Origin of the sequence: Labrenzia sp. C1B70 (assembly GCF_000475395.1) — a bacterium.
Lineage (GTDB): Bacteria > Pseudomonadota > Alphaproteobacteria > Rhizobiales > Stappiaceae > Roseibium > Roseibium algicola.
Window position 1 is genome coordinate 1 of the sequence record NZ_AXCE01000006.1, and the last position, 21,500, is coordinate 21,500.

General features: G+C 57.9%; 21 protein-coding genes. 7 read left to right on the forward strand and 14 right to left on the reverse strand.

What is annotated here, in order from left to right; genetic code table 11:
* Positions 1-222: 222 nt before the first annotated feature.
* Entirely contained in the window at positions 223-1,152 is a 930-nt protein-coding gene (locus Q666_RS0132960) for an alpha/beta hydrolase (RefSeq protein WP_031270620.1), read from the reverse strand.
* A gap of 279 nt (positions 1,153-1,431) precedes the next feature.
* Between Q666_RS0132960 and dapA the strand changes: the two genes are divergently transcribed.
* Entirely contained in the window at positions 1,432-2,310 is an 879-nt protein-coding gene (gene dapA, locus Q666_RS41750) for a 4-hydroxy-tetrahydrodipicolinate synthase (protein ID WP_023003772.1), read from the forward strand.
* Positions 2,311-2,414: 104 nt separating this feature from the next.
* A complete protein-coding gene (gene smpB, locus Q666_RS41755) occupies positions 2,415-2,894 on the forward strand; it encodes an SsrA-binding protein SmpB (RefSeq protein ID WP_023003773.1) in 480 nt (159 codons plus the stop codon).
* 187 nt (positions 2,895-3,081) lie between these two features.
* Here smpB and Q666_RS41760 read toward each other — a convergent pair whose 3' ends face one another.
* The 3 genes from Q666_RS41760 to Q666_RS41770 form a co-directional block, all read right to left on the reverse strand.
* A complete protein-coding gene (locus Q666_RS41760; RefSeq protein ID WP_051990088.1) occupies positions 3,082-3,540 on the reverse strand; it encodes a thioesterase family protein in 459 nt (152 codons plus the stop codon).
* Positions 3,537-4,700 carry an iron-containing alcohol dehydrogenase gene (locus Q666_RS41765; RefSeq protein WP_031270624.1) on the reverse strand — a complete coding sequence of 388 codons (1,164 nt, stop codon included), beginning with the start codon at positions 4,698-4,700 and terminating at the stop codon, positions 3,537-3,539. The genes Q666_RS41760 and Q666_RS41765 overlap by 4 nt, the downstream gene beginning before the upstream one ends.
* 127 nt (positions 4,701-4,827) lie before the next feature.
* On the reverse strand, positions 4,828-5,235 hold the full coding sequence (locus tag Q666_RS41770; RefSeq protein WP_023003776.1) for a DUF2000 family protein: 408 nt from the start codon (positions 5,233-5,235) through the stop codon (positions 4,828-4,830).
* Here Q666_RS41770 and Q666_RS41775 point away from each other — a divergent pair.
* Positions 5,234-6,142 carry an AraC family transcriptional regulator gene (locus tag Q666_RS41775; RefSeq protein ID WP_023003777.1) on the forward strand — a complete coding sequence of 303 codons (909 nt, stop codon included), beginning with the start codon at positions 5,234-5,236 and terminating at the stop codon, positions 6,140-6,142. The genes Q666_RS41770 and Q666_RS41775 overlap by 2 nt on opposite strands.
* Positions 6,143-6,172: 30 nt before the next feature.
* Here the strand turns inward: Q666_RS41775 and parC are convergent, their stop codons facing one another.
* Positions 6,173-8,425 carry a DNA topoisomerase IV subunit A gene (gene parC / locus Q666_RS41780; RefSeq protein WP_023003778.1) on the reverse strand — a complete coding sequence of 751 codons (2,253 nt, stop codon included), beginning with the start codon at positions 8,423-8,425 and terminating at the stop codon, positions 6,173-6,175.
* Positions 8,426-8,747: 322 nt separating this feature from the next.
* Between parC and Q666_RS41785 the strand changes: the two genes are divergently transcribed.
* On the forward strand, positions 8,748-10,778 hold the full coding sequence (locus Q666_RS41785; protein ID WP_161633289.1) for an EAL domain-containing protein: 2,031 nt from the start codon (positions 8,748-8,750) through the stop codon (positions 10,776-10,778).
* Positions 10,779-10,885: 107 nt separating this feature from the next.
* On the forward strand, positions 10,886-11,566 hold the full coding sequence (gene lepB / locus Q666_RS64740) for a signal peptidase I (protein WP_023003780.1): 681 nt from the start codon (positions 10,886-10,888) through the stop codon (positions 11,564-11,566).
* A gap of 17 nt (positions 11,567-11,583) precedes the next feature.
* Here the strand turns inward: lepB (Q666_RS64740) and recO are convergent, their stop codons facing one another.
* The 9 genes from recO to rpoZ all read right to left on the reverse strand — a co-directional run bounded on the left by recO (position 11,584) and on the right by rpoZ (position 19,624).
* Positions 11,584-12,339, reverse strand: coding sequence for a DNA repair protein RecO (gene recO / locus Q666_RS41790; protein ID WP_031270629.1), 756 nt, complete (start codon positions 12,337-12,339; stop codon positions 11,584-11,586).
* A gap of 59 nt (positions 12,340-12,398) precedes the next feature.
* Positions 12,399-13,325, reverse strand: coding sequence for a GTPase Era (gene era, locus Q666_RS41795; RefSeq protein WP_200863813.1), 927 nt, complete (start codon positions 13,323-13,325; stop codon positions 12,399-12,401).
* Positions 13,326-13,412: 87 nt separating this feature from the next.
* Positions 13,413-14,123 (reverse strand): ribonuclease III, encoded by a 711-nt coding sequence (gene rnc, locus Q666_RS41800; protein WP_023003783.1) that lies wholly within the window; start codon positions 14,121-14,123, stop codon positions 13,413-13,415.
* Positions 14,124-14,159: 36 nt separating this feature from the next.
* Complete coding sequence (lepB, locus tag Q666_RS41805) at positions 14,160-14,912, reverse strand: signal peptidase I (protein ID WP_023003784.1); 753 nt, start codon at positions 14,910-14,912, stop codon at positions 14,160-14,162.
* A gap of 115 nt (positions 14,913-15,027) precedes the next feature.
* The gene (gene acpS, locus Q666_RS41810) at positions 15,028-15,459 is read right to left on the reverse strand and encodes a holo-ACP synthase (protein ID WP_023003785.1); all 432 of its coding nucleotides are present in this window, start codon (positions 15,457-15,459) and stop codon (positions 15,028-15,030) included.
* A gap of 72 nt (positions 15,460-15,531) precedes the next feature.
* The gene (locus Q666_RS41815) at positions 15,532-16,146 is read right to left on the reverse strand and encodes a DUF2062 domain-containing protein (protein ID WP_031270631.1); all 615 of its coding nucleotides are present in this window, start codon (positions 16,144-16,146) and stop codon (positions 15,532-15,534) included.
* A gap of 30 nt (positions 16,147-16,176) precedes the next feature.
* Entirely contained in the window at positions 16,177-16,758 is a 582-nt protein-coding gene (pyrE, locus tag Q666_RS41820; protein ID WP_023003787.1) for an orotate phosphoribosyltransferase, read from the reverse strand.
* A 109-nt stretch (positions 16,759-16,867) separates the two neighbouring features.
* Positions 16,868-19,114, reverse strand: coding sequence for a bifunctional (p)ppGpp synthetase/guanosine-3',5'-bis(diphosphate) 3'-pyrophosphohydrolase (locus Q666_RS41825; RefSeq protein WP_023003788.1), 2,247 nt, complete (start codon positions 19,112-19,114; stop codon positions 16,868-16,870).
* A gap of 108 nt (positions 19,115-19,222) precedes the next feature.
* Complete coding sequence (gene rpoZ / locus Q666_RS41830) at positions 19,223-19,624, reverse strand: DNA-directed RNA polymerase subunit omega (RefSeq protein WP_023003789.1); 402 nt, start codon at positions 19,622-19,624, stop codon at positions 19,223-19,225.
* A gap of 400 nt (positions 19,625-20,024) precedes the next feature.
* Between rpoZ and Q666_RS41835 the strand changes: the two genes are divergently transcribed.
* Positions 20,025-20,618 carry an NYN domain-containing protein gene (locus Q666_RS41835; protein ID WP_023003790.1) on the forward strand — a complete coding sequence of 198 codons (594 nt, stop codon included), beginning with the start codon at positions 20,025-20,027 and terminating at the stop codon, positions 20,616-20,618.
* Between the two features lie 14 nt (positions 20,619-20,632).
* Positions 20,633-21,292 (forward strand): uracil-DNA glycosylase, encoded by a 660-nt coding sequence (locus Q666_RS41840; RefSeq protein WP_023003791.1) that lies wholly within the window; start codon positions 20,633-20,635, stop codon positions 21,290-21,292.
* Positions 21,293-21,500: the final 208 nt, after the last annotated feature.

Below are 21,500 nucleotides of genomic sequence, written 5' to 3' on the forward strand. Positions count from 1 at the left end.
CTTCGGTGTTCGTATGCAGCGTACCTTCTAATCAACCCTCACTCGAGGTTTGATGGAAAACCCGGCGGAAACGCCGGGTTTTCTTTTGTCTTGTCGGATAAAAAGTACTGTAAAATGCGACGCACAGAGTGTCGCGGTAGCTCAGAAGCTCAGAAGCTCAGAAGCTCAGAAGCTCAGAAGCTCAGAAATGCTAAGCGGAACAAGGCCAGGTGGCCGCCAGATTCAAACGCTTTTCAGAAAATCCGAAATCGTCTTGTGCGTCTCGCCATCCCACAGAACAGGGGCATGCCCTTGGCCGGGAATGGTTTTTGCTGTGGCATTCGGGTGGTTGTCCGTCATGCGCCGACATGTTTCCGGGCTCAGCAGATCCGAATGTTCGCCGCGAAGCACCAGGACCGGTCTGTCGGTCAGCTTTTCGTAAAGAGGCCAGAGGTCGGGTGTGGGCGTGGCATCATCGAGACTTGCCAATTGATGGGCGAGGGCGGGGTCGTAGTCCATCATCACATGTCCGTCCTGCTCGCTCGCAAGCTGGCCGGCCAGCTTGAGCCAGTCAGCCTTCCCGAAGGCAGGGAATTGATATCCGAGCGTGTGTTCCAGGTTGGCTGCGACGTCTTCATGGGAGGCGCATTTCATGTGGTGGCCGAGTGTTGCGGCGATCCGGTGGATCGCGCGCATCTCGATATGCGGACCAATGTCATTGAAGATCACGGCCGCCATTCGGGATGCGGGATAACGCAAGCCCATTGCCAGGGCATGCAAGCCACCCCGTGAAGTTCCAAGAACGGCAAAACGGTCCAGTCCAAGTTCTGCAATGGCAGCATCGATGTCCTTGTCTTCAACGGTCAAGGCGTAATTGCGCCAATCGGGATCCCAGTCGCTCTTGCCTCGTCCCCTGTAGTCGAGGGCGATGACCCTGTGGCCGCAAGTTTGAAGGAAACGCGCGATCTCATTGAAATCTCGCGTATTTCTGGAAAGCCCCGGCAGGCAGAGAACGGGAATTGGCGACGCTGCCTCGTCTGATGCCGGTTTGGCAGACGGCCACTCGCAGCCTGACAAGGTAAGGCCATCCGGGCTTTTCCAGGTAAAGTCTACTACTGGGGGCATCGGGGCGGTGCTGGAGCTGACAAGCGCTTCTTGCGGCGCAGAAGTCATGGGTGTCTCCCGTAACGTTTCCATCCAAAAGTTGTTTTTTTCAAAGATAGAGTGGATTGCGGGCGGGTGCCAATAGGAAGACTTCGTATCAGGCATTGAAAAGATGAGGCCAGGTGTCGCTGGAAGAGCGCAGTTAAGGCAAGAAAAGTCGAAAAGCAGCAGTTCTATAGCATTGGAACCATTGCTCCTTGTTCGGCAGATGAGTATGTTGCGCCTCCATCTGAAACAGATGCCCTTCCGCCCGTCGGAACCACGACAGTCATCCAAGAGGAAACCGAGATGTTTAAAGGTTCAATTCCAGCGCTGATTACCCCGTTTAAGGACGGAGCGCTCGATGAGAAACGGTTTCAGGAGTTCGTGGACTGGCAGATCGCTGAAGGTTCCTCCGGTCTCGTGCCCGTGGGCACGACCGGCGAAAGCCCGACGCTGACCCATGATGAACACAAGCGCGTTGTCGAACTGTGTGTAGAAGCGGCCGCGGGCCGCGTTCCTGTCATGGCGGGCGCAGGTTCCAACAATACGATCGAAGCAATCGACTTCGCGCAACACGCCGAAAAGGCCGGCGCCAATGCCCTGCTGGTCGTGACGCCTTACTACAACAAGCCGAACCAGGCTGGCATGAAGGCCCATTTCAAGGCCGTCAACGATGCCGTTGGCATCCCGATCTTCATCTACAACATTCCTGGCCGGTCGATTGTCGACATGCTGCCGGAAACGATGGCAGAGCTGTTTGAAACCTGCGAGAACATCAAGGGCGTCAAGGATGCAACGGCTGACATGGCAAAGGCCAGCCGTCAGCGCCATCTGTGTGGACCGGATTTCGTCCAGCTGTCCGGTGAAGATATCTCCGCACTTGCTTTCAATGCTCATGGTGGTGTCGGGTGCATTTCGGTAACCGCAAACGTGGCACCGCGCCTGTGTGCCGAGTTCCAGGCTGCCACGCTTGCCGGTGACTACAAGAAGGCGCTGGAATATCAGGACCGCCTTGCGCCGCTACACCGGGCCATGTTCCTGGAACCGAGCCCGGGCGGTGCAAAATATGCGCTTTCCCTGCTTGGCAAGGTGGACGAAGAGCTGCGGCTGCCTCTTCTACCGGTGACGGAAGCAGCACAAGCCGAGATCCGAGCTGCAATGGCACACGCAGGGCTGATCAACTGACCGGAAAAGGAATGGCACTGGCTGCCGGGAACTGACGTTCGTCTCGATTGTTTGCCTTTTCGAGACGAACCGAACTTCAAGGCGCTGGCGCCGGAAGGAAAAAAATGGCTCCGAGAAAAGGGGGCGATCCGGGGCGGACAATCATTTCCGACAACCGGAAAGCCCGGTTCAATTTCGAAATCGAAGACACCCTGGAAGCAGGCATCGAGCTGAAAGGCACCGAGGTCAAATCGCTGCGCAACGGCAAGGCGAATATCGCAGAATCCTACGCCGCCGAACATAAGGGCGAGATCTGGATCTACAACGTCTATATTCCGGAATACCTGCAGGCCAATCGGTTCAATCACGAACCGCGCCGTCCGCGCAAACTTCTGCTGCACAAGCGCGAGATCGGCAAGTTGGCTGGTGCCGTCCAGAAGGACGGCAAGACGATTGTCCCGCTCAAGCTCTATTTCAATGAGCAGGGCCGGGCAAAGCTGGAATTGGCCCTTGCCCGGGGTAAAAAGCTGCATGACAAGCGCGAGACTGAGAAGAAACGCGATTGGCAGCGCGAAAAGTCCCGCTTGATGAAGAACTTCAGCTGATTTTCGCTATCCACAGCGGCGCTGCGTGACAATTCCATGACTGTGCGCAACCTGTTGAAAGCTTGCGCATAACGTGTGGAAGAGCTGTGCAGTGCCTGTGGGTAGTGGAAACGCCTATCCCGGACTTTTCCCGTGGATTGCCTGTGAGCATTCGCAGTGTAACCGGCTCGCCGGACTTGTCCGGGATCTAAGCCGTCAAACCTTCCAGGATTTCCCGTTTCCAGTCGGGAATAGGGCAGGGCCTGCGTGTTTCACGGGCCACGTGGACATGGACAAAGCGGCCGTGAGCTGCTGTCGTCTCGCTTTCGCCGGCAAACAATCCAACCCTGAAAATTACAGAAGTTGAGCCAAGTTTTTCAACCTTCAGTCCTGCGGATATGATGGCGGGAAAGGTTAGTTCGGCGAAGTAATGGCAGCCGGTTTCCACCACCAGAAAGATCTCGGGGCTCTTTAGCGGGTCGAGCAGTTTCTTATCAACGTACCAGCTGTTAACAGCCGTATCGAAAAAGCTCAAATACTGAACGTTGTTGACGTGCCCGTAGATGTCCACATCCATCCACCTTGTGGGGATATGTTGAAAAGCTTTGAATTCGGACCTGTTTAAAGGTTCCGGTCTGGCCGCTTGTGGATGAGCTGTGATGTTCATAACGCCGCCCTGTAGATTTCAAGCGCGTCCGTTTCGCCAAGCTCCCGCGGGTTGTTGACCAGCAGGCGGGTTTGCTTCATGGCGTCGCTCGCCATTTTGGGCAGATCAGTCTCGCTGATGCCGACATCGCGCAGGCGTGTTTGAAGGCCCAGTTTTGCAGCCAGGTCTGCCAGGTTGTCTGCAAACAGGTCAGAGCGCGTCCTGGCATCGTTTACCTCGGCAAGTGCAGGGAAAACAATTGGCGCAATCTCGGCATAAGTTTCTGAAGCAACAGCGTTATTGAACTTCAGGACATGTGGCAGAACCAGCGCGTTGGATAGCCCGTGAGGGACGTGAAACGTGCCGCCGATGGGATAGGCAAGCGCATGAACCGCGGCCACCGGTGAATTGGCAAAGGCCATGCCGGCAAGCATGGAGCCGAGCAACATCGCACCACGTGCGTCCTTGTCGTCCGGTGTGAACACGGCCTTTTCAATGTTGGCGCCAAGCAGCTTCAAGGCTTCAACGGCAAGCGTTCGGGAGACGGGGTTGTTGTTCACGGATTTCGAGGCGTATCCCTCGATCGCGTGGACCATGGCATCTATCCCCGTTGCCGCAGTGACAGGGCCTGGCAGGCCAAGTGTGAGCAGCGGGTCGAGGATCGCAAGATCGGGAAGAAGGAAGGGAGAAACGACGCCGCGCTTTTCCTCGTCCCCGACCGTAATGATCGAGATCGGAGTGACCTCGGAGCCGGTTCCTGCTGTAGTCGGAACGAGGATCAGCGGCAGTCGCGGCCCCTTGGCGTTTCCGATGCCCCAGGCTTCGTCCAGATCCTCGTTGCTGCCCAGCAGCAGCGCAACAAGCTTTGCGACATCCAGGGAGGAACCTCCACCGTACCCGATAATCGACGTTGCGCCGTGCGAACGGGCCGCGTCCACGGCGGCATCGACCAGGGACCGCGGCGGATCGGCGACGACGTCACTGAACCGGGCGATGTCATGTCCCGCTCCGACCAGGGATGCCTCGCAGGACGCCTGCAGGCCGAGGGAAACAATGCCGGGATCCGTTACCAGAAAGGGGCGCGGCCCCAGAAAGGAAGCTGCGTGGCTTGCCAGGTTCGCAGCTGCTCCATTTTCGAAGACGATGCGCTGACTGGTATTGAACGTGAACGCCCCTATCATAAGTCCTCCCGGGTTTTCTTTGCCCCACAGTGCCCGGAAAAGACATGCGCAGTCGAGTGAAGATTGATCCGACTTTTGAAGAAGGCGGGAGGGGGTAATTTTCGAGGCCTGCAAAGTCTGAAGGTGTTCAGGCATGCATCTTCGCGCCCTTGGAAATTTTGTCTGCGACCTTCTTGTCCGCATGAAAGGCAATGCCGACCACTTTCGCATCATCCGGGCCAAAGCGCGAAAAGACCTCCCGGTTCGCACTGTCATGGCCCGTGGAGAACATTTCCTCGATGTAAAGACTTGCCGGAACTGAACGGTCCAGCGTCCGCTTGTGGATCTTGCCGAGTGTTTCCGCGTCGGCACTCAGGACGATGATCGGCTGGACACTCATCGGGTGATAGACATTGGTCGCCGCATCGCTATAGGGTTCGCCGATTATGCCGGGCTTTGCAGCGGCAACGCCGGTTGACAGGAAAGCAGTCACATTCAGCTTCTGCCAGACAGCGAGATCTTCTCGGACAACAACGACGAACTTGGTTTCGAACATGACTTTCAACTCCACGCGGGGATTTCATCTTGAAGGCGAAAGCAAGGACCTAGCGGAGCCGAAGCCGAGTGGTCTTGAACGTTTGTGCGAAGTGGAAGCGGACAGGATCCATGTAGCGCCACCGGAAGAAGGGATCGAGCGCATTGACGCCCGGTTTCACGGCAACGGCTTTACACCTCACCGGCACGACACCTACGCCATCGGATTGACCATGAGCGGCGTACAGACCTTCAGTTATCGCGGTGAGAAACGTGCTTCGCTGCCGGGGCAGGTGATCGTCATTCATCCGGACGAGCTGCATGATGGTGGTGCAGGGACTGAACGCGGGCTCCGCTACCGCATGATCTACATTCCACCGGAGCTGATTTGTGAAACCCTGGCTGCCTCGGGCAACGCGCGCCTGCCGTTTATCGGCTCACCCGTCATCTCCGACGCAGGCTTCAGGAAAGATCTGGCGGACGCCCTGACCGATATCGATCACGAAATGGGTCCTTTCCGGCGCGACTGCCTGATTGCGGATCTGGCAGCTTGCCTGGCTCGTCATGCCGATGACCGCATGGCAGGTGTCTCCTCATTGAACTGGCCGTCCCTCAAGGCCTGCGCCGAGTACCTGAGGGAGGGCTGTGCAGACCGTATAGCCATGGAGGAACTGGAGGACCTGGCGCAGATGGACAGGTTTTCCCTGTCGCGGCAGTTTCGAAAGGTCTTTGGAACGAGCCCGCACCGATATCTCGTCATGCGGCGTCTTGAGAAGGCCAAGACCGAGCTGCATCAGGGAGCGTCACTTGCCGACGCGGCCTTTGCCAGCGGCTTTGCGGATCAAAGTCATCTGACACGTCACTTCAAGCGAACATTCGGGATGACACCCGGTCACTGGCGGCAGCTTTGCGCCGCCAGCATGGCTTAGCCCGATCGGAAAACGACCGGGGGTTTTGCCTTAAAGCTTGCTGGGCCCGAACTTGTTCGACCGGGGGAAGCCCGTGGGCGGCAGGCGACCGGCCTGACCGCGTTCGCCGCGCCAGTCCGCAAGCTCTTCCACTGTCCGGGTAAAACTGCGGCCGGAACTATCGGTCCAGGTCAGGCCGTCTTCGCCCTTGAAGACCCGAATGTCCGAGATGTTGCCGTCCCGGTAGCGCTGCAGGCGCACGCCGCGGCCGCGACCCATTTGCGGGATCTGTGCCATCGGGAATACCAGCAGTTTCCGGTTTTCACCGATGATGGCCACCTGGTCACCCGATGCCTCGACACAGATCGAGGCTTCCGCCGGAGCGCTGAGGTTGAGAACCTGCTTGCCCTTGCGCGTATTGGCAACGACGTCGTCCTCGCTGACGACAAAACCACGCGCTTCGGTGGTTGCCAGGAGCAGGTTTCGGCCAGGTTTGTGAACGAAGGCGTTCACCACGTCCTGTGCTTCGTCCATTTCCACCATCAGACGTATCGGCTCGCCATGGCCGCGTCCGCCAGGCAGGCGGTCGGCACCAAGCGTGAAGAACTTGCCTCCGGTGGAGAACAGCAGGATCTTGTCCGTCGTCTCCGCATGCAGCGACAGTTTCAGTTTGTCGCCTTGCTTGAACGCAACACCGGAAAGGTCCGTCTGGTGACCTTTCATCGCCCGGATCCAGCCCTTTTCGGAAATGATGACAGTGATCGGTTCCTTTTCGATCATCGCCTGCTGGATGTCGATCAGGTCCGTCTCCGGAGCTTCGGACTTGTCGGTCCGGCGCTTGCCAATTTCGGTTTCAGGGCCATAGACCTTGGAGATTTCCGCAATTTCCTTGGAGATCTTGGTCCACTGACGCGCATCGGAACCGAGCAGTTTGGTCAGGTCGTCCTTCTCGGCCGACAGCTTGTCGTGTTCCTTGCGGATTTCCATTTCTTCAAGCTTGCGCAAGGAGCGCAGGCGCATGTTGAGGATGGCTTCCGCCTGAACGTCCGACAGCTCGAAAGTCTGCATCAGTTCGGCTTTGGGTTCGTCCTCTTCGCGGATGATGCGAATGACCTCGTCCAGGTTCAGATAGGCGACGAGATAGCCTTCCAGAACTTCCAGACGATGGTTGATCTGGCCGAGACGGTACTCGGAACGGCGGATCAGCACTTCCTTGCGGTGATCGAGCCATTCGCGCAGGACCTGTTTCAGGCCCATGACCATCGGCACCTTGCCCATGGAAAGGACATTCATGTTCAAGGAGAACCGGTTTTCCAGGTCCGTCAGCTTGAACAGGGATTCCATGAGGATATTTGCGTCGACATTGCGCGAACGCGGCACCAGGACGATGCGGATGTCTTCGGCAGATTCATCGCGGATATCGTCCAGAAGCGGCAGCTTGCGCGCCGTCAGCAGTTCGGCGATCTTTTCGATCAGGCGCGACTTCTGCACCTGATAGGGGATCTCGGTGACGACGATCGCCCATTGCCCGCGGCCGAGATCTTCCACTTCCCAGCGGGCACGAACGCGGAAACTGCCGCGTCCGGTTTCATAGGCCTCGCGAATGGACCCCTGGTCCGACACCAGAAGGCCGCCGGTCGGGAAATCCGGGCCCTTGATGTACTCCAGCAGCTCGCCGGTTTCCGCATTCGGGTTCTTGATCAGGTGTTGGCAGGCTTCACAGAGCTCGAACGCATTGTGCGGCGGAATGGAGGTCGCCATGCCAACGGCAATGCCCGACGAACCGTTGCCGAGAAGGTTCGGGAAACCGCCCGGCAGAACGATCGGCTCCTTGTCCTCACCGTCATAGGTCTCGCGAAAATCGACGGCATTCTCGTCCAGGCCGTCCAGCAGTCGTTTGGCCGTGTCGGTCATGCGCGCTTCGGTGTAACGCATGGCAGCCGCGTTATCGCCGTCAACGTTGCCGAAGTTGCCCTGTCCGTCGATCAGCGGATAGCGCTGCGCGAAGTCCTGGGCGAGACGAACGAGGGCATCGTAAACTGCCTGGTCGCCGTGCGGGTGGTATTTACCGATCACGTCACCAACAACACGGGCACATTTCTTGAAGCCGGACCCAGGGTCCAGTTTCAAAAGGCGCATTGCGTAAAGCAGGCGCCTGTGCACGGGTTTCAAACCGTCGCGCACATCCGGCAAGGCCCGGTGCATGATGGTCGACAGTGCATAGGCCAGATAGCGCTCTTCCAGCGCATTCTTGAGATTGATGCTCTCAATGCCGCTTGGCGGCGGTGTCGTCTCTTTTCCCATACTTGCTTGCTAGCTGTTTCAGGCACGAGGTGCAATTCGCTAACTGCCTCGAATGGCCGGGAACAGCGGATTTTCAACGGATTTCACACGTCTGTGGGTGAATTTCTATCCGCTACAGGCGAGGGCAGGAGAGTACGGAAGGCGTGCGAGCAAGAAGTCCATTCAAAGAAAAACTCGAAGTAAAATATCGAAAACTGCGAAGCTTCCTTAATGTCATGTCAAGGAGAGAGCGGTATTAATCCAAGAAAGGCTGCGGATTTTACCGATGCCGGGTTAAACTTTGGAACATGCCTGAATGGGTTCAAACTGGTTGACGTCGGCCTTGACGGCTTTCAAAACGTGGGTTGCTGGTGATAGTGGCGACCCGGACGTTGCCCTTGCGCAATATCAGTTCATCCAGCGCCAGACACCGTTCCTCTACATGATGAGCCTGGCTGGCGGTTGGGGTTTGTCGGTGACGCACTGGTCGGTTGCTCCGATCGCTCTGACGCTTGTGGTGCCGCTACTCGTGACCGCCTTCGCCGTGCAGCGGATCGTGACGGTTCGCAGGCGCCAGAAAGAAACGCCGAGCCACGCTGAAATTCTTGCCTGGCAGAAGCAGGCCAAGGTCCTGGCGGTGGTTTCGCCTGCGATTTTCTCGATCTGGGTTCTGTCGCTTTTTCCCTATGGCGGGCCATACCTGCAGGTTCAGGTGGTCTTCACGATTGCCGTCGCCAATCTGGTGCTGCTTTTCTGCCTGATCCATTTTCGCGCGGTTGCCCTCATCAACGCCTTCTGCGCCAACACCTTGTATTTTATATACTTTGCCATCGCAGGCGAGCATGTCTTCACCTATTTCGCGCTCTATGGAATAGCGGCTTCCATGGGGGCCTTCTTCATCCTGAACAACCACTATCGCGGCTTCATCAAACTGATCCGCACGGGTAGGGATCTGAAACGTCATTCCGAGGAACTGGAACACAAGCAGGATGAAACCCAGAAACTGAGTGATCTGAACTACTACATCGCGAACCACGATCACATGACCGGTCTGCCGAACCGGCGTTGCTTTCTTCTGGAACTGGACCAAAGCTTCAGGTCGGCTCGCCTGTCGGGGGAACCGCTGTCGTTGTGTGTATTCGATCTGGGAGGCCTCAGGGCCATCAACAACATCTATGGGCTCAACACCGGAGATCAGATCCTTCTTGAGGTCGTGCGGCGGCTGAAATCCAAACTTGCACCGCAAATGTTCGTGGCCCGGATTGCCGGTGACGAGTTCGCTCTATTAGCCGTTGGGGACGAAGCTGCCTTTTCGGACGTCAGCAGTTTCTTTGACGAACTGTTTGCGGAGAGTTGCCAACTGCCGGAAGCCAGCATGAAGCTGAACTATGCCGCCGGTATAGCTCATCTGGATGAAAGCGTTCTGTCACCGACGGACCTGCTGGAACACGCCGTCTACGTTCTCCAGGAAGCAAAGCTTAATCGGAACGAGCCGGTTGCCGTGTTCGGACCGCGCCACAGCGAACAGATGCTGTCCCACGCCAGAGTTACCCAGGCGCTGCAGTCGGCGGATATTGAAGCCGAATTGTCGGTTGCCTTTCAACCGATTGTGGATGTGGCACACAATCGGATTACGGGTGTGGAATGTCTTGCCCGTTGGAACAGTCCGTTGCTGGGCAATGTGCCGCCAGGTGAGTTCATCCCCATTGCCGAACATTGCGGAGTGATCAACAGGCTGACGCTGGTCTTGTTGCGCAAGGCGCTTGAAGCCGCTCGTCACTGGCCAGCCGATCTGAAGCTGTCTTTCAACCTGTCGGCAAGCAACCTGTCGTCCCGTGGTTTCGTGCAGGAGATACTCGACCTGTTGGAGAGCTTCGGATTTGAGCCAGGGCGACTGAATTGCGAAGTGACGGAAACTTCCGTGATGTGGGATTTCAAGGAAGCGAGCCGGGCGATCCTGGCCTTGAAGGAAACCGGGATCCGTCTGTCACTCGACGATTTCGGCACCGGTTATTCGAGCCTTTCCCATGTTCACAAGCTGCCCCTCGACTGCATCAAGGTCGATCGAAGTTTCGTCCACGGAATTCGGCCGGATACAGCCGGATATGGCATCGTCAAGTCGCTGTTGGCCCTCAGCCGCGACATGGGCATTGCCTGCGTTGTCGAAGGCGTTGAAACGGAAGAGGAACTGTCCGTTCTAAAAAGTCTCGGCACAAGCGAAGTGCAGGGCTACCTGTTTTCCAGGCCGCTTTCCGAAGCGGATATTGGACGCCTGTTTGCCAAGGGCATGACCCTTTCCAGCGGCACTATGCAATCAGACGACCCTCCGGTTGCTTTGGAGGCTGCCCAGGCAGGACGAAGGCGCGTCGTCTAAATACCTTTGGTTGCAGGAAAGGATTGTAGGAATCAGCACCGTCCCTTAGACCGTTGAAAGGTTTATTCAGCCGCACTGCCAATCGTGTGGTTCCTTTGCTGGGGGGCATGGCTTCCAAACGCAAATCTTTTCGCTGGCTCTTGGTCGGTTTGGTAGCGCTGGTTCTGGTCGCGGTCGCGGTCGCGGTGTCCTGGAACGATTTTTACCTGCTGCGCCTGAAAACCTATTCCAATCTTTCAAGCAACATGCGTCCGACCCTGGAGGTCGATGAAGTTGTTCTTGCGACAAAAATCTTCCCCTCAATGGGCGAGCACTATGAGCCAGTCCGCGGAGACGTAATCGTTTTCACTATCGCCGCCAAAAGAGCGAACGATTATATGAAAAGGGTCATCGGCTTGCCTGGCGAGCGCATACGGCTTCAGGACGGCGTGGTGCTGATCAATGATGTGCCTGTTCCACGTCAGGCCCTTGCAGACTATCGCTACGAGGGTCGAGACGGCTCAGAGATATCTGCTCCGCGATTCAGGGAAACTTTGCCGAACGGCAGAAGTTACGAAGTTCTGGATCTCGATCCGCAAGGAGAAATGGACACGACAAGAGAATATGTCGTGCCCGACGGTCATCTGTTTGTAATGGGCGACAATCGGCACAATTCGGTCGACAGCCGTTACACGGATTACATCGGATATGCACCGCTGAACGAAGTTACCGGTGTCGTTGAGATGATCCTTCTTCCGAAAGGCGAGGGTAGTTCGCTGTGGCAGCGGCAGCAGCCGGAGTCAAACTAGCATGTGACCTTGAACGGTCAGAAATTCCAGGGAAATTCGGTTCGGTAACGCTTTTCAAGGGCGGTCAGCACCTGGGCGCGCGTGCCTCCGTCCCTGGTGCCATGTTCCTGCAGGTACCTGTTCAGAAAAAAGCTTGTCAGGTCGAACCCCTGGGTGACATCGGCCCAGGTCAGCTCACTGCCGGCCTGCCGTTGCCCCTCAAGAAGAAAGCCGGGCAGGGGCAGCAGGCGGTCATGATAGGGCGTGCCGGCTTCCCGGCAGACCGCACGGGCGGATTTCGGCGACACGTAAGCCAGGTCTTCGTTGCTGCCTGTGGCGGCGCAGGACGAAAGATCGAGACCGATGCCGAGGTCGCGCAATACCTCAAGCTCGAAACGGACCAGAAGCGCGGCGGCCGCGTCCGAAGCCTCCAGATGATCCAGAACCACCGTTAGCGCATTGAACAGTCTCGGGTAGGCGTGGCGTTCGGGCAGGAGACGGAGCAGAAAGGCCAGATGCTGGAGCGCGGCCAGACCGAGGCTGCTGGTCATGAGGTCACCCGCCCGCAGGGTTTCCGGCTCTATGTGAAATTGACCGAGATGGTCGGAAAGGCGCGCCTTCCAGGTGAGGGCGAGCTCGTTGCCGGGCTGCAGAACAGGCCGGTGCCGCCGCGAGCGGCCACCACGGACAAGACCGAGGTGGCGGCCATGATCCAGCGTCATGGCCTCCAGAATGACATCGTTTTCGCCGTGTTTGCGGGTGGTCAGCACCACGCCGCGTCCGCTCCATTCCAAGGGCCGTTTCCCGTTTCATGTCAGGCCGGGAGTTTGGCGGATTCGGCGATCCGCGCAAATTATTTCGGAAATTCCAGTCCCATTTCCCGGTAACGCTCCGGATCGTCGGCCCAGTTCTCCCGAACCTTCACGAACAGGAACAGGTGGACGGGAGCTTCGATGATTTCCGAGAGTTCTTCGCGCGCTGCCTGTGAAATCGCCTTGATCGTCTGTCCGCGTTTGCCGAGCACGATGGACTTCTGGCTGTCCCGCTCCACGTAGATGGTCTGTTCGATCCGGGCCGACCCGTCCTTGCGGGCCTGCCACTGTTCCGTCTCCACGGTGGAGATATAGGGCAGTTCCTCATGCAGGCGCTCGAACAGCTTTTCGCGGGTGATTTCGGCCGCAAGAATACGCAGGGGCAGGTCCGACGGCTGGTCCTCCGGAAAGAGCCAGGGGCCGTCCGGAACCTTGGACGCGAAATAGTCCAGGATGGTTTCGGTGCCGTCGCCGGTCAGAGCCGATACCATGAAGGTTTCTTCAAAGGGCACGAATTCGTTGATTTTCTGCGCCAGCTGCAGAAGTTTTTCACGCTTGGCGACATCGGTCTTGTTGAGGATCAGAACCTTTGGTGCCTGCTGGCTGGACAGGCGCTTGAGGATGTTTTCCACTTCCTCGGTCAGGCCTTTGCGGGCATCGACCAGAAGCGCGATCAGATCGGCATCGCGCGCACCGCCCCAGGCGGTGTCGACCATGGCGCGATCGAGCCGGCGCTTGGGTTTGAAGATGCCCGGCGTGTCGATGAACACCAGCTGTGCCGCGCCGTGCATGGCCACGCCGCGCACAATCGTGCGTGTTGTCTGCACCTTGTGGGTAACGATGGAGACCTTGGTACCGACAAGTTGATTGATCAGCGTCGATTTGCCGGCGTTGGGCGCGCCTATCAGGGCAATGAAACCCGCCTTGGTATCAGCAGGCATCTCCGGCAGCGGCTCGGGCAGCGGCATGTCGAAACGGCCGGTGGGGGCCTGAAAGCCGTTGTCGTCATCTTCGTCCATCGGACCATCGTTGGTCGTGTTTTCGTTCAAGCTGTCTTATTCCTTCCAGACGCCTTCCCGGCGCAATACGGCCTCTGCCGCATTCTGTTCCGCAATCCGTTTGGAACCACCCTTGCCTTCGCCTGGCGGCAGCCCCTGAACGGTCACCGAAACGGTGAAATTCGGTGCGTGGTCCGGTCCGTCCCGGCCTGTTACATCATATCGCGGTGTCGGCAGGCTCTTCGATTGTGCCCATTCCTGCAGCGTTGTCTTGGCGTCGCGCAGTGGACCCGACCAGGATAGCATACGCGGCTCCCAAAGGCGCGTAATGAAGCTTTCGGCTGCCTCAAACCCGCCGTCCAGGTAAATCGCGGCAATGACAGACTCGCAAATATCGGCGAGCAGGGCGGTTTTCTTCCGGCCCCCGGTCTGTGCTTCTGCAAGCCCGATGCGCATCGCATCGCCGACACCAAGTTCCTGGGCGATTTCCGCGCAGGTCTCGCGCTTGACCATGTGGTTGAAGCGCCGCGCCAACTCACCTTCGTCAGCCTTGGGAAAATGCTTGTGCAGCATGGAAGCTATCACGAGGCCGAGAACCCGGTCGCCAAGGAACTCCAGACGCTGATAACTGCCCGACACTGTTTCAGACGGTGCAAGGGCACTGGCATGGGTCAGCGCGACCCGCAGGAGTTCCAGGTCCTGAAACTCGTATTGCAGTGCCGTTTTCAGGGCCGAAATCGGACCTGGTTGATGCAGTTGTCTTTTCATGCAGCCTGCTTCGGCGGCGTTCCGCCAAAGCCCCGGTTAGAGTGTCCGGCCAATCCGTTCCCAGCGAACGCTCCACGGCCAGGACCAGATATGCCAGGCAGGAGTTCCGTCCTTGACGGAGAAGAACAGGATTTCGGCACGGCCCATGAAGTTTTCGAACGGAACGTAGCCGACCCTGTTCAGATAACGGCTGTCGACGGAGTTATCGCGGTTGTCGCCCATCATGAAGTAATGGCCTTCGGGCACCTTGTACTCGCGGGTGTTGTCCACCTCTCCGCGTGTCGTCAGGTCCAGGGTTTCATAAGAAACGCCGTTCGGCAGGGTTTCCCGATAGCGCGGAACCCGGCGTACGATGCCGGATGGAGACTGTTCTATAAAATCATCGATCTTTTCGCGTTTGACCGGTTCGCCATTGATATGCACCACGCCGTCGATCACCTGAATGGTATCGCCAGGCAGTCCGATCACGCGCTTGATGTAGTCAACGGACGTGTCGGTCGGCAGCTTGAAAACAGCGACGTCACCGCGTTCCGGTTCGGAAGACCAGATGCGGCCGCTGAACGGGCCCAGGCCGAAAGGGAAGGAATAGCGGGAATATCCATAGCTGAATTTGGAGACGAACAGATAGTCGCCGATCAGCAAGGTATCCTTCATCGAGCCGGATGGAATGTTAAACGGCTGGAACAGGAATGTTCGCACGATCAGGGCAAGCAACAGCGCCTGGACAACAACCTTGATGGTTTCGGCGAGGCCGCTGTCCTTATCCTTCTTGTTTTCCGTCACGCTCATTTTGTCCCTTGATCAAATTTGTCCGGCGTTCTGGTCTGCATCGCCGCGTACAGCCGGACTCTTATCCGCTAGCGCCTGCCAACGCAATGAGAGGAAGGCCCTTGAGGCTGGGCTTTCAGGGGGAATCCGCCCTTGGCGGTTCGGGCCAGTCGGTCGGCCACGCCGAAATGACGACAAACGCCTGTGCTAGCGGATAATCATCCGTAATGGTCAGATCAATGGTGGTCCTGAAACCGGCAGGCGCCATTGCCTGCAATCGTTCGGCAGCGCCACCGGTCAGGGCAATGGTGGGTTTGCCGGAAGGAAGGTTGACGACGCCCATTTCCCGCCAGGCGACCCCCATGCGAATGCCGCTGCCAAGTGCCTTCGAGCAGGCTTCCTTGGCCGCAAACCGTTTTGCATAGGATGCGGCGCGCTCGGCGCGTTTGTCAGATTTTGTCCGCTCGATTTCGGTGAAGACCCGGTTGGTAAAGCGCTCGCCGAATCTTTCGAGAGTTTTCTCGATCCGGCGGATATCGATCAGATCGCTGCCAATTCCGAGGATCATGGCCTTGCTTTCCAGGTTGCGGCGGGATGGGTTCTTGGTCCCGGTCTTAGTTGGACAGGTCGTCCACGAAAATCAAGCGCTGCCGTCTTCTTCGACAGTGTTGCCCGGGGCAGGGAACAAACGGCCATGTTTGCCGGCGCCCTTGTCGGCCAGCTTGTTTCTGCGGCGGCGCTGGTAGACCTCGACGCTCTTGTAAACGACCACATAGGAGACCGTTCCAACGATCAATCCAAGAGGAACCGCACCGATGAACATCGGTTTGAGCATTGGCCAGAGCGCGTCGAGAGATTTTTCGAAAAGACCTTGCTGAAACTGCTGGTGAACCTGATGCGGGTCCGCCTTTGGAGCGCGCCCGTGGATGATCCACTGTCCGATTTTGAAGGTGAAGGCCCAAATGAACGGGAACGTCAGTGGATTGCCGACGGACGTTCCAAGCGCTGCTGCTATCATGTTGCCGCGCACCAGGTAGGCAAGTGCGAAAGCGGTCAGGAAATGGAAGCCGACAAGAGGTGTGCATGAGGCGAAGGCGCCCGCGGCAAAGCCAAGGGCAATCGCGTGGGGTGTCGCCGTGAGGCGCAAGACGCGCTTGCCGAAATAGCGGGTCGACCGCGCCCAGCTGTTCCGGGGCCAGACGGCAACGCGCAGTCGCTCAATCCGTGTTGGCCTATTTCTCCGGCGAAACAGCATGGTCTAAGGTTCGTTCCCGTCTTTTATCGTTCAGCTCAGTCCGCGGCTGCCAGGTTTGACAGCTGGCAAGGCGGCAAGTTCCGGCGGCAGGTTGTCAGGTTCATAGGCCGGAACCTTGTATTCTGCCAGAGCAATCACCGGAACCGAGGCGTCAGCCTCGCCGCCGGAGCGGTCGATCAGGCAGGCAACACCGAGGACTTCAGCACCAAGAGCTTTCAACGAGGTTACCGTTTCCCGACTCGATAGGCCGGTCGTGACAATATCCTCTACAACAATGACACGGGCGCCTTGCGGCATTTCGAAGCGGCGCAGTCGAAACTCCCCGTCCTCACGCTCCACCCACATGGCGGGAACGCCAAGATGGCGGGCGGTTTCGTAGCCCGGAATAAGACCACCGAGCGCCGGCGATACGATGTAGTCGATCTGGCCCAGGCCGGAGGCGCGGATCTTGTCGGCGAGTGCCTTGCAGAGCTTTTCCGTCTTGTCCGGATACATGAACACGCGGGCCTTCTGCAGAAATACCGGGCTGCGCAGTCCGGAGGTCAGAATGAAGTGACCTTCCAGAAAGGCGCCGGCCTCGCGGAATACGGCCAGAACTTCATCGCGTGTCATTATCAGATCCCCTCAAATTCTTTGGCGGCGGCGGGCCTTCCATGGTCAAGCGGCTGTGTCACTCACCGGCAAGCCGCCTTGTCCTTATGTGCCTGCTACCGTTTGTAATCTAGCCGTTCACACGGCTGACGCTGGAAACATTAGGCTTGGTTCGCAGCTGATTTATGATCCTGTTCAGGTGTTTCAGGTCCCAGACTTCAAGATCGATGATCATCTGATGGAAGTCCGAGGCTCGCTGCATCATCTTGACGTTGTCGATGTTGCCGCTGTTTTCGCCGATCACCTGCGCGATGGTTGCCAGGGAACCAGGTTCGTTTGCAGCCGAAATGTCCAGACGTGCTGGGAACCGTTCCGGATTGTTGACGTCGATGTCCCAGCGAACGTCGACCCAGCGCTCCGTCTGGTCGTCGAATTCCTTCAGGGACGGCGATTGTATTGGATAGATGGTCAGTCCTTCGGACGGGGTCAAGATGCCGACGATACGGTCGCCGGGAACAGCACCGCCATCGGGAGCAAAAGTAACCGGGATGTCACCGGACAGACCGCGAATGGGAAGGGCCGGGCCTTCTTCAGGCTCTCCACTCTCGCCGGCGGCTGCCTTGTCTGCATCCAGTTCGCCGGGCGGAATGCGGAACTTCAGGCCATGGCCCTGTTTCAGGCCGAACCAGCCTTCTTCCAGTGGCGGGCCGGAAATGGCAACGCGCTCGTCCTGATAGTCCGGGTGAGCCGATTTCAGAACCAGTTGGGCGGAAAGATCCCCGCGTCCGACGGCAGCCAGCAAGTCGGCGACGCTGGCCTGGTGCAGGAGATCGAGGATCGCTTCCAGCAGGTCTTCCGAATAGGCTTTTTCGGCTCTGGCGAATGCACGCTTCAGAATATGTTCGCCAAGGGCTCCATATTGCTTGCGCACGGATTCCCTGGTGGCGCGGCGGATTGCCGCGCGGGCCTTGCCGGTAACGGCAATCGCTTCCCAGGCCGGTGGCGGGGTCTGCGCGGGCGAACGGATGATTTCGACCTCGTCGCCGTTATGCAGCTCGGTCACCAGCGGCATGATCTTGCCGTTGATCTTGCAGCCGACACATGTGTTGCCGATACCGGTATGAACCGCATAGGCGAAATCGATCGGCGTCGCGCCTCGGGGCAGGGCGATCAGACGGCCCTTTGGGCTGAAGCAGAAAACCTGGTCATGGAAAAGTTCCAGCTTGGTGTTTTCCAGGAATTCTTCCGGCGTGTCGCCCTGAGCCAGCAGTTCGGTCGTGCGGCGCAGCCATTCGAAGGCGCGGCAGTCTTCCGTATGCCGGGCGATATTGCGTCCGCCGAATTCCCCGTCCTTGTAAAGCGCATGTGCGGCGATACCGTATTCGGCCACCCGATCCATGGAAATGGTCCGGATCTGCAGTTCCACACGCTGGCGGGACGGTCCGACAATCGTGGTGTGGATCGACTTGTAGTCGTTCTGCTTGGGCGTGGAGATATAGTCCTTGAACCGGCCGGGAACGGTCGGCCAGGTCGTGTGAATGACACCCAGCACGCGGTAGCAGGCTTCCACGGTGCCGACAGTGACGCGGAACCCGTAGATGTCGGACAGCTGCTCGAAGCCGATAGCCTTTCGCTGCATCTTGCGAAAGATGGAGTAGGGGCGTTTTTCTCGGCCTTTCACGAGGGCGGCCATCCCCCGTTCGCTAAGGCGTTCGGTCAGCGTTGTCTCGATGTCCAGGATCAGATCGCGGTTGCGTTCGCGCAGATCGACCAGACGGTCGGTGATGGTTTCATAAGCTTCGGGGTTGAGCGTATGGAAGGCAATGTCTTCCAGCTCTTCGCGCATGTCGTGCATACCCATGCGTCCGGCGAGCGGCGCATAGATTTCCATCGTTTCTTCCGCGATCCGCCCACGCTTGTGCTCCGGCATGTGGTGGAGCGTGCGCATGTTGTGCAGACGGTCAGCCAGCTTGACCAGAAGTACGCGGACGTCATCGGCAATCGCAAGCAGAAGCTTGCGGAAGTTTTCTGCCTGCTTGGCCTTCTGGGAAACCAGGTCCAGGCGCTTGATCTTTGTCAGGCCTTCGACCAGCTTGCCGATTTCCTCGCCGAACAGGGAGTCGATCTCGGCCCGGGTCGCGTCGGTGTCCTCGATCGTGTCATGCAGCAAGGCAACGGCAATGGTGGCGTCGTCCAGGCGCAGGTCGGTGAGGATCGCGGCAACTTCAAGCGGATGGGAGAAATAGGGGTCGCCAGACGCACGCGTCTGGGTACCATGCTTTTGCATGGCATAGACGTAAGCCTTGTTGAGCAAGGCTTCGTCGGCGTCCGGATTGTAGCGCGTAACTCGTTCAACGAGTTCGTATTGACGCATCATGGCCGCAACCGACCCTGGCAAACGGCTGAGACATCAGCGGGACAGACAAAAATCGCCCGAAGCGCCGAGGAAACCCCGTCGCGCTTCAGACGAACTTGTGAACTCAAATCAGACGTCGTCGGTCCGCTCCGGCGGAACGAGGCCTTCGAGGCCGCGCAGAAGGTCTTCTTCCGACATGCGGTCGAATTCAACCGCACTGTCGTCAACGTTGTTGACCTGCGTCATCTGATGCTGGTTCGAGGACGGAACCATCGGCACGGCTTCGGCCTCGGGCTCATCCACTTCCACATATTTCTGCAGCGAGTGGATCAGGTCCTCTTTCATGTCTTCCGGGCTGACGGTCTGCTCGGCAATCTCGCGCAGCGCAACAACGGGGTTCTTGTCGTTGTCACGGTCAATGGTCAGCGGCGAGCCGCTCGAGATCATGCGAGCGCGATGCGCAGCAAGCAGCACCAGCTCAAACCGGTTTTCGACCTTGTCGATGCAGTCCTCGACGGTCACGCGCGCCATTCGACGTCTCCATAGGCTTAAGGAACTTGAAGAAACAGCGTATAGTGTTCACGTTTCCAAAAAGCAACCCCTTGTCAAATTTGAGAGGAGGAGGTCAGATACCGGAACGCATAGGCAAAGAATCCGCGGTTTTTTTGCCTGATTTGGCGCACGCTACTCGCTTTTGCATTGCGGCACTCCAATATTATGGTGTAGGCCACTAGTAACGGCCCTTTTCAGAATCAGAAGGCCGTTGACAAAACAAAACGATAAGCTGTGTGACGCCACGGAATACGCGGTAAACTTACAGCAAAATATACGTCGCCTTATAGAGTGTGCGTGGAATTGGTCGCGGGAAGCCAGTTCCTTCTACGCCAAATTGCAAGAGCGACGTGTATGACTCGGAAAGGTTTCAAATAAGATGTTTGACGCTCGAGAAAAAGTTGCTTTGTTCATTGATGGAGCGAACTTGTACTCAACGGCCAAGGCAATTGGTTTTGACATCGACTACAAACGTTTGCTGAAAGAGTTCCAGGGACAGGCGTATCTCCTGCGGGCGTACTATTACACCGCACTGATCGAAGATCAGGAGTATTCCTCCATCCGTCCGCTGATCGATTGGCTTGACTATAACGGCTACAAGGTCATCACCAAACCGGTGAAGGAATTTGTCGACAGTGCCGGCCGCCGCAAGGTGAAAGGCAACATGGACATTGAACTTGCCGTCGATGCCATGGAACTGGTCGAGTCCGTTGATCACGTGGTGCTGTTCTCAGGCGACGGCGATTTCCGCTCTCTGGTTGAGGCGCTGCAGCGCAAGGGCCGCAAGGTGAGCGTGGTTTCGACCTTGAAGACCCAGCCGCCGATGATCGCTGACGACCTGCGTCGCCAGGCCGACCACTTCATCGATCTGGCCAGCCTTGCCAACAAGATCGGCCGCGATCCGTCCGAACGTCCTGCCCGACCGCAGACCCCCGCGCAAGTCGATGAAGACGACGAGGACGACGACTACTGAGGCTTGATCGGGCAATGTCCGACTATATCGCAGACCATGGGCCAGTCGATCCCCCATCAGATTGTCCGGCCTGTCCCCGCCTTGTTGCCCTGCGTGAAGAGCTGAAAGCTGCCTATCCCGACTGGCACAACGCGCCGGTTCCGTCATTCGGAGCCGACGCGCCGCGTCTTCTGATCATCGGCCTGGCTCCGGGCATGAAAGGGGCGAACTGCACGGGCCGCCCCTTTACAGGGGACTATGCGGGAGATCTCCTCTACCAGACCATGATCGAATTCGGTTTTGCCGAAGGGACCTATAAGGCCCGGCCGGACGACGGTCTGCAGTTGAAGGATGCGATGATCACCAACGCGGTGCGCTGCCTGCCGCCGCAGAACAAGCCAACCGGCGCGGAAATCAAGACCTGCCGCCCGTATCTTTTGTCGACGCTGGATGCCAATCCGTCGATCAAGGCTGTGCTTGCTCTCGGCCGGATCGCGCATGAGACATTTCTGTCGGCCCTGGATCAGCGTCGGGCATCTTTCGCCTTTGCCCACGGCGCACGGCACGAGCTTCCCGGAACGGGGCTGACGCTTTTCGACAGTTATCACTGCTCTCGCTACAACACCAACACAGGCCGCCTCACCGAGGAAATGTTCCACTCGGTCTTCAGGCAGATCCGCTCGTTTATTCCTTAGGAACACGACGGTTTAATGCTCTCGTCGCAGTTCGGTGATGTCGATAAAATTATCAGCCGTTTCCCGAGCGCAGCACCCCCTTCCAACCTCATCCTGAGGGGACCGTCAGGTCCGTCTCGAAGGATGGGCCACTTGCTCAAGAGTGTGTCGCCCATCCTTCGAGACAGCGTTGACGCGCTTCCTCAGGATGAGGTGTTGGGGTGGGAGC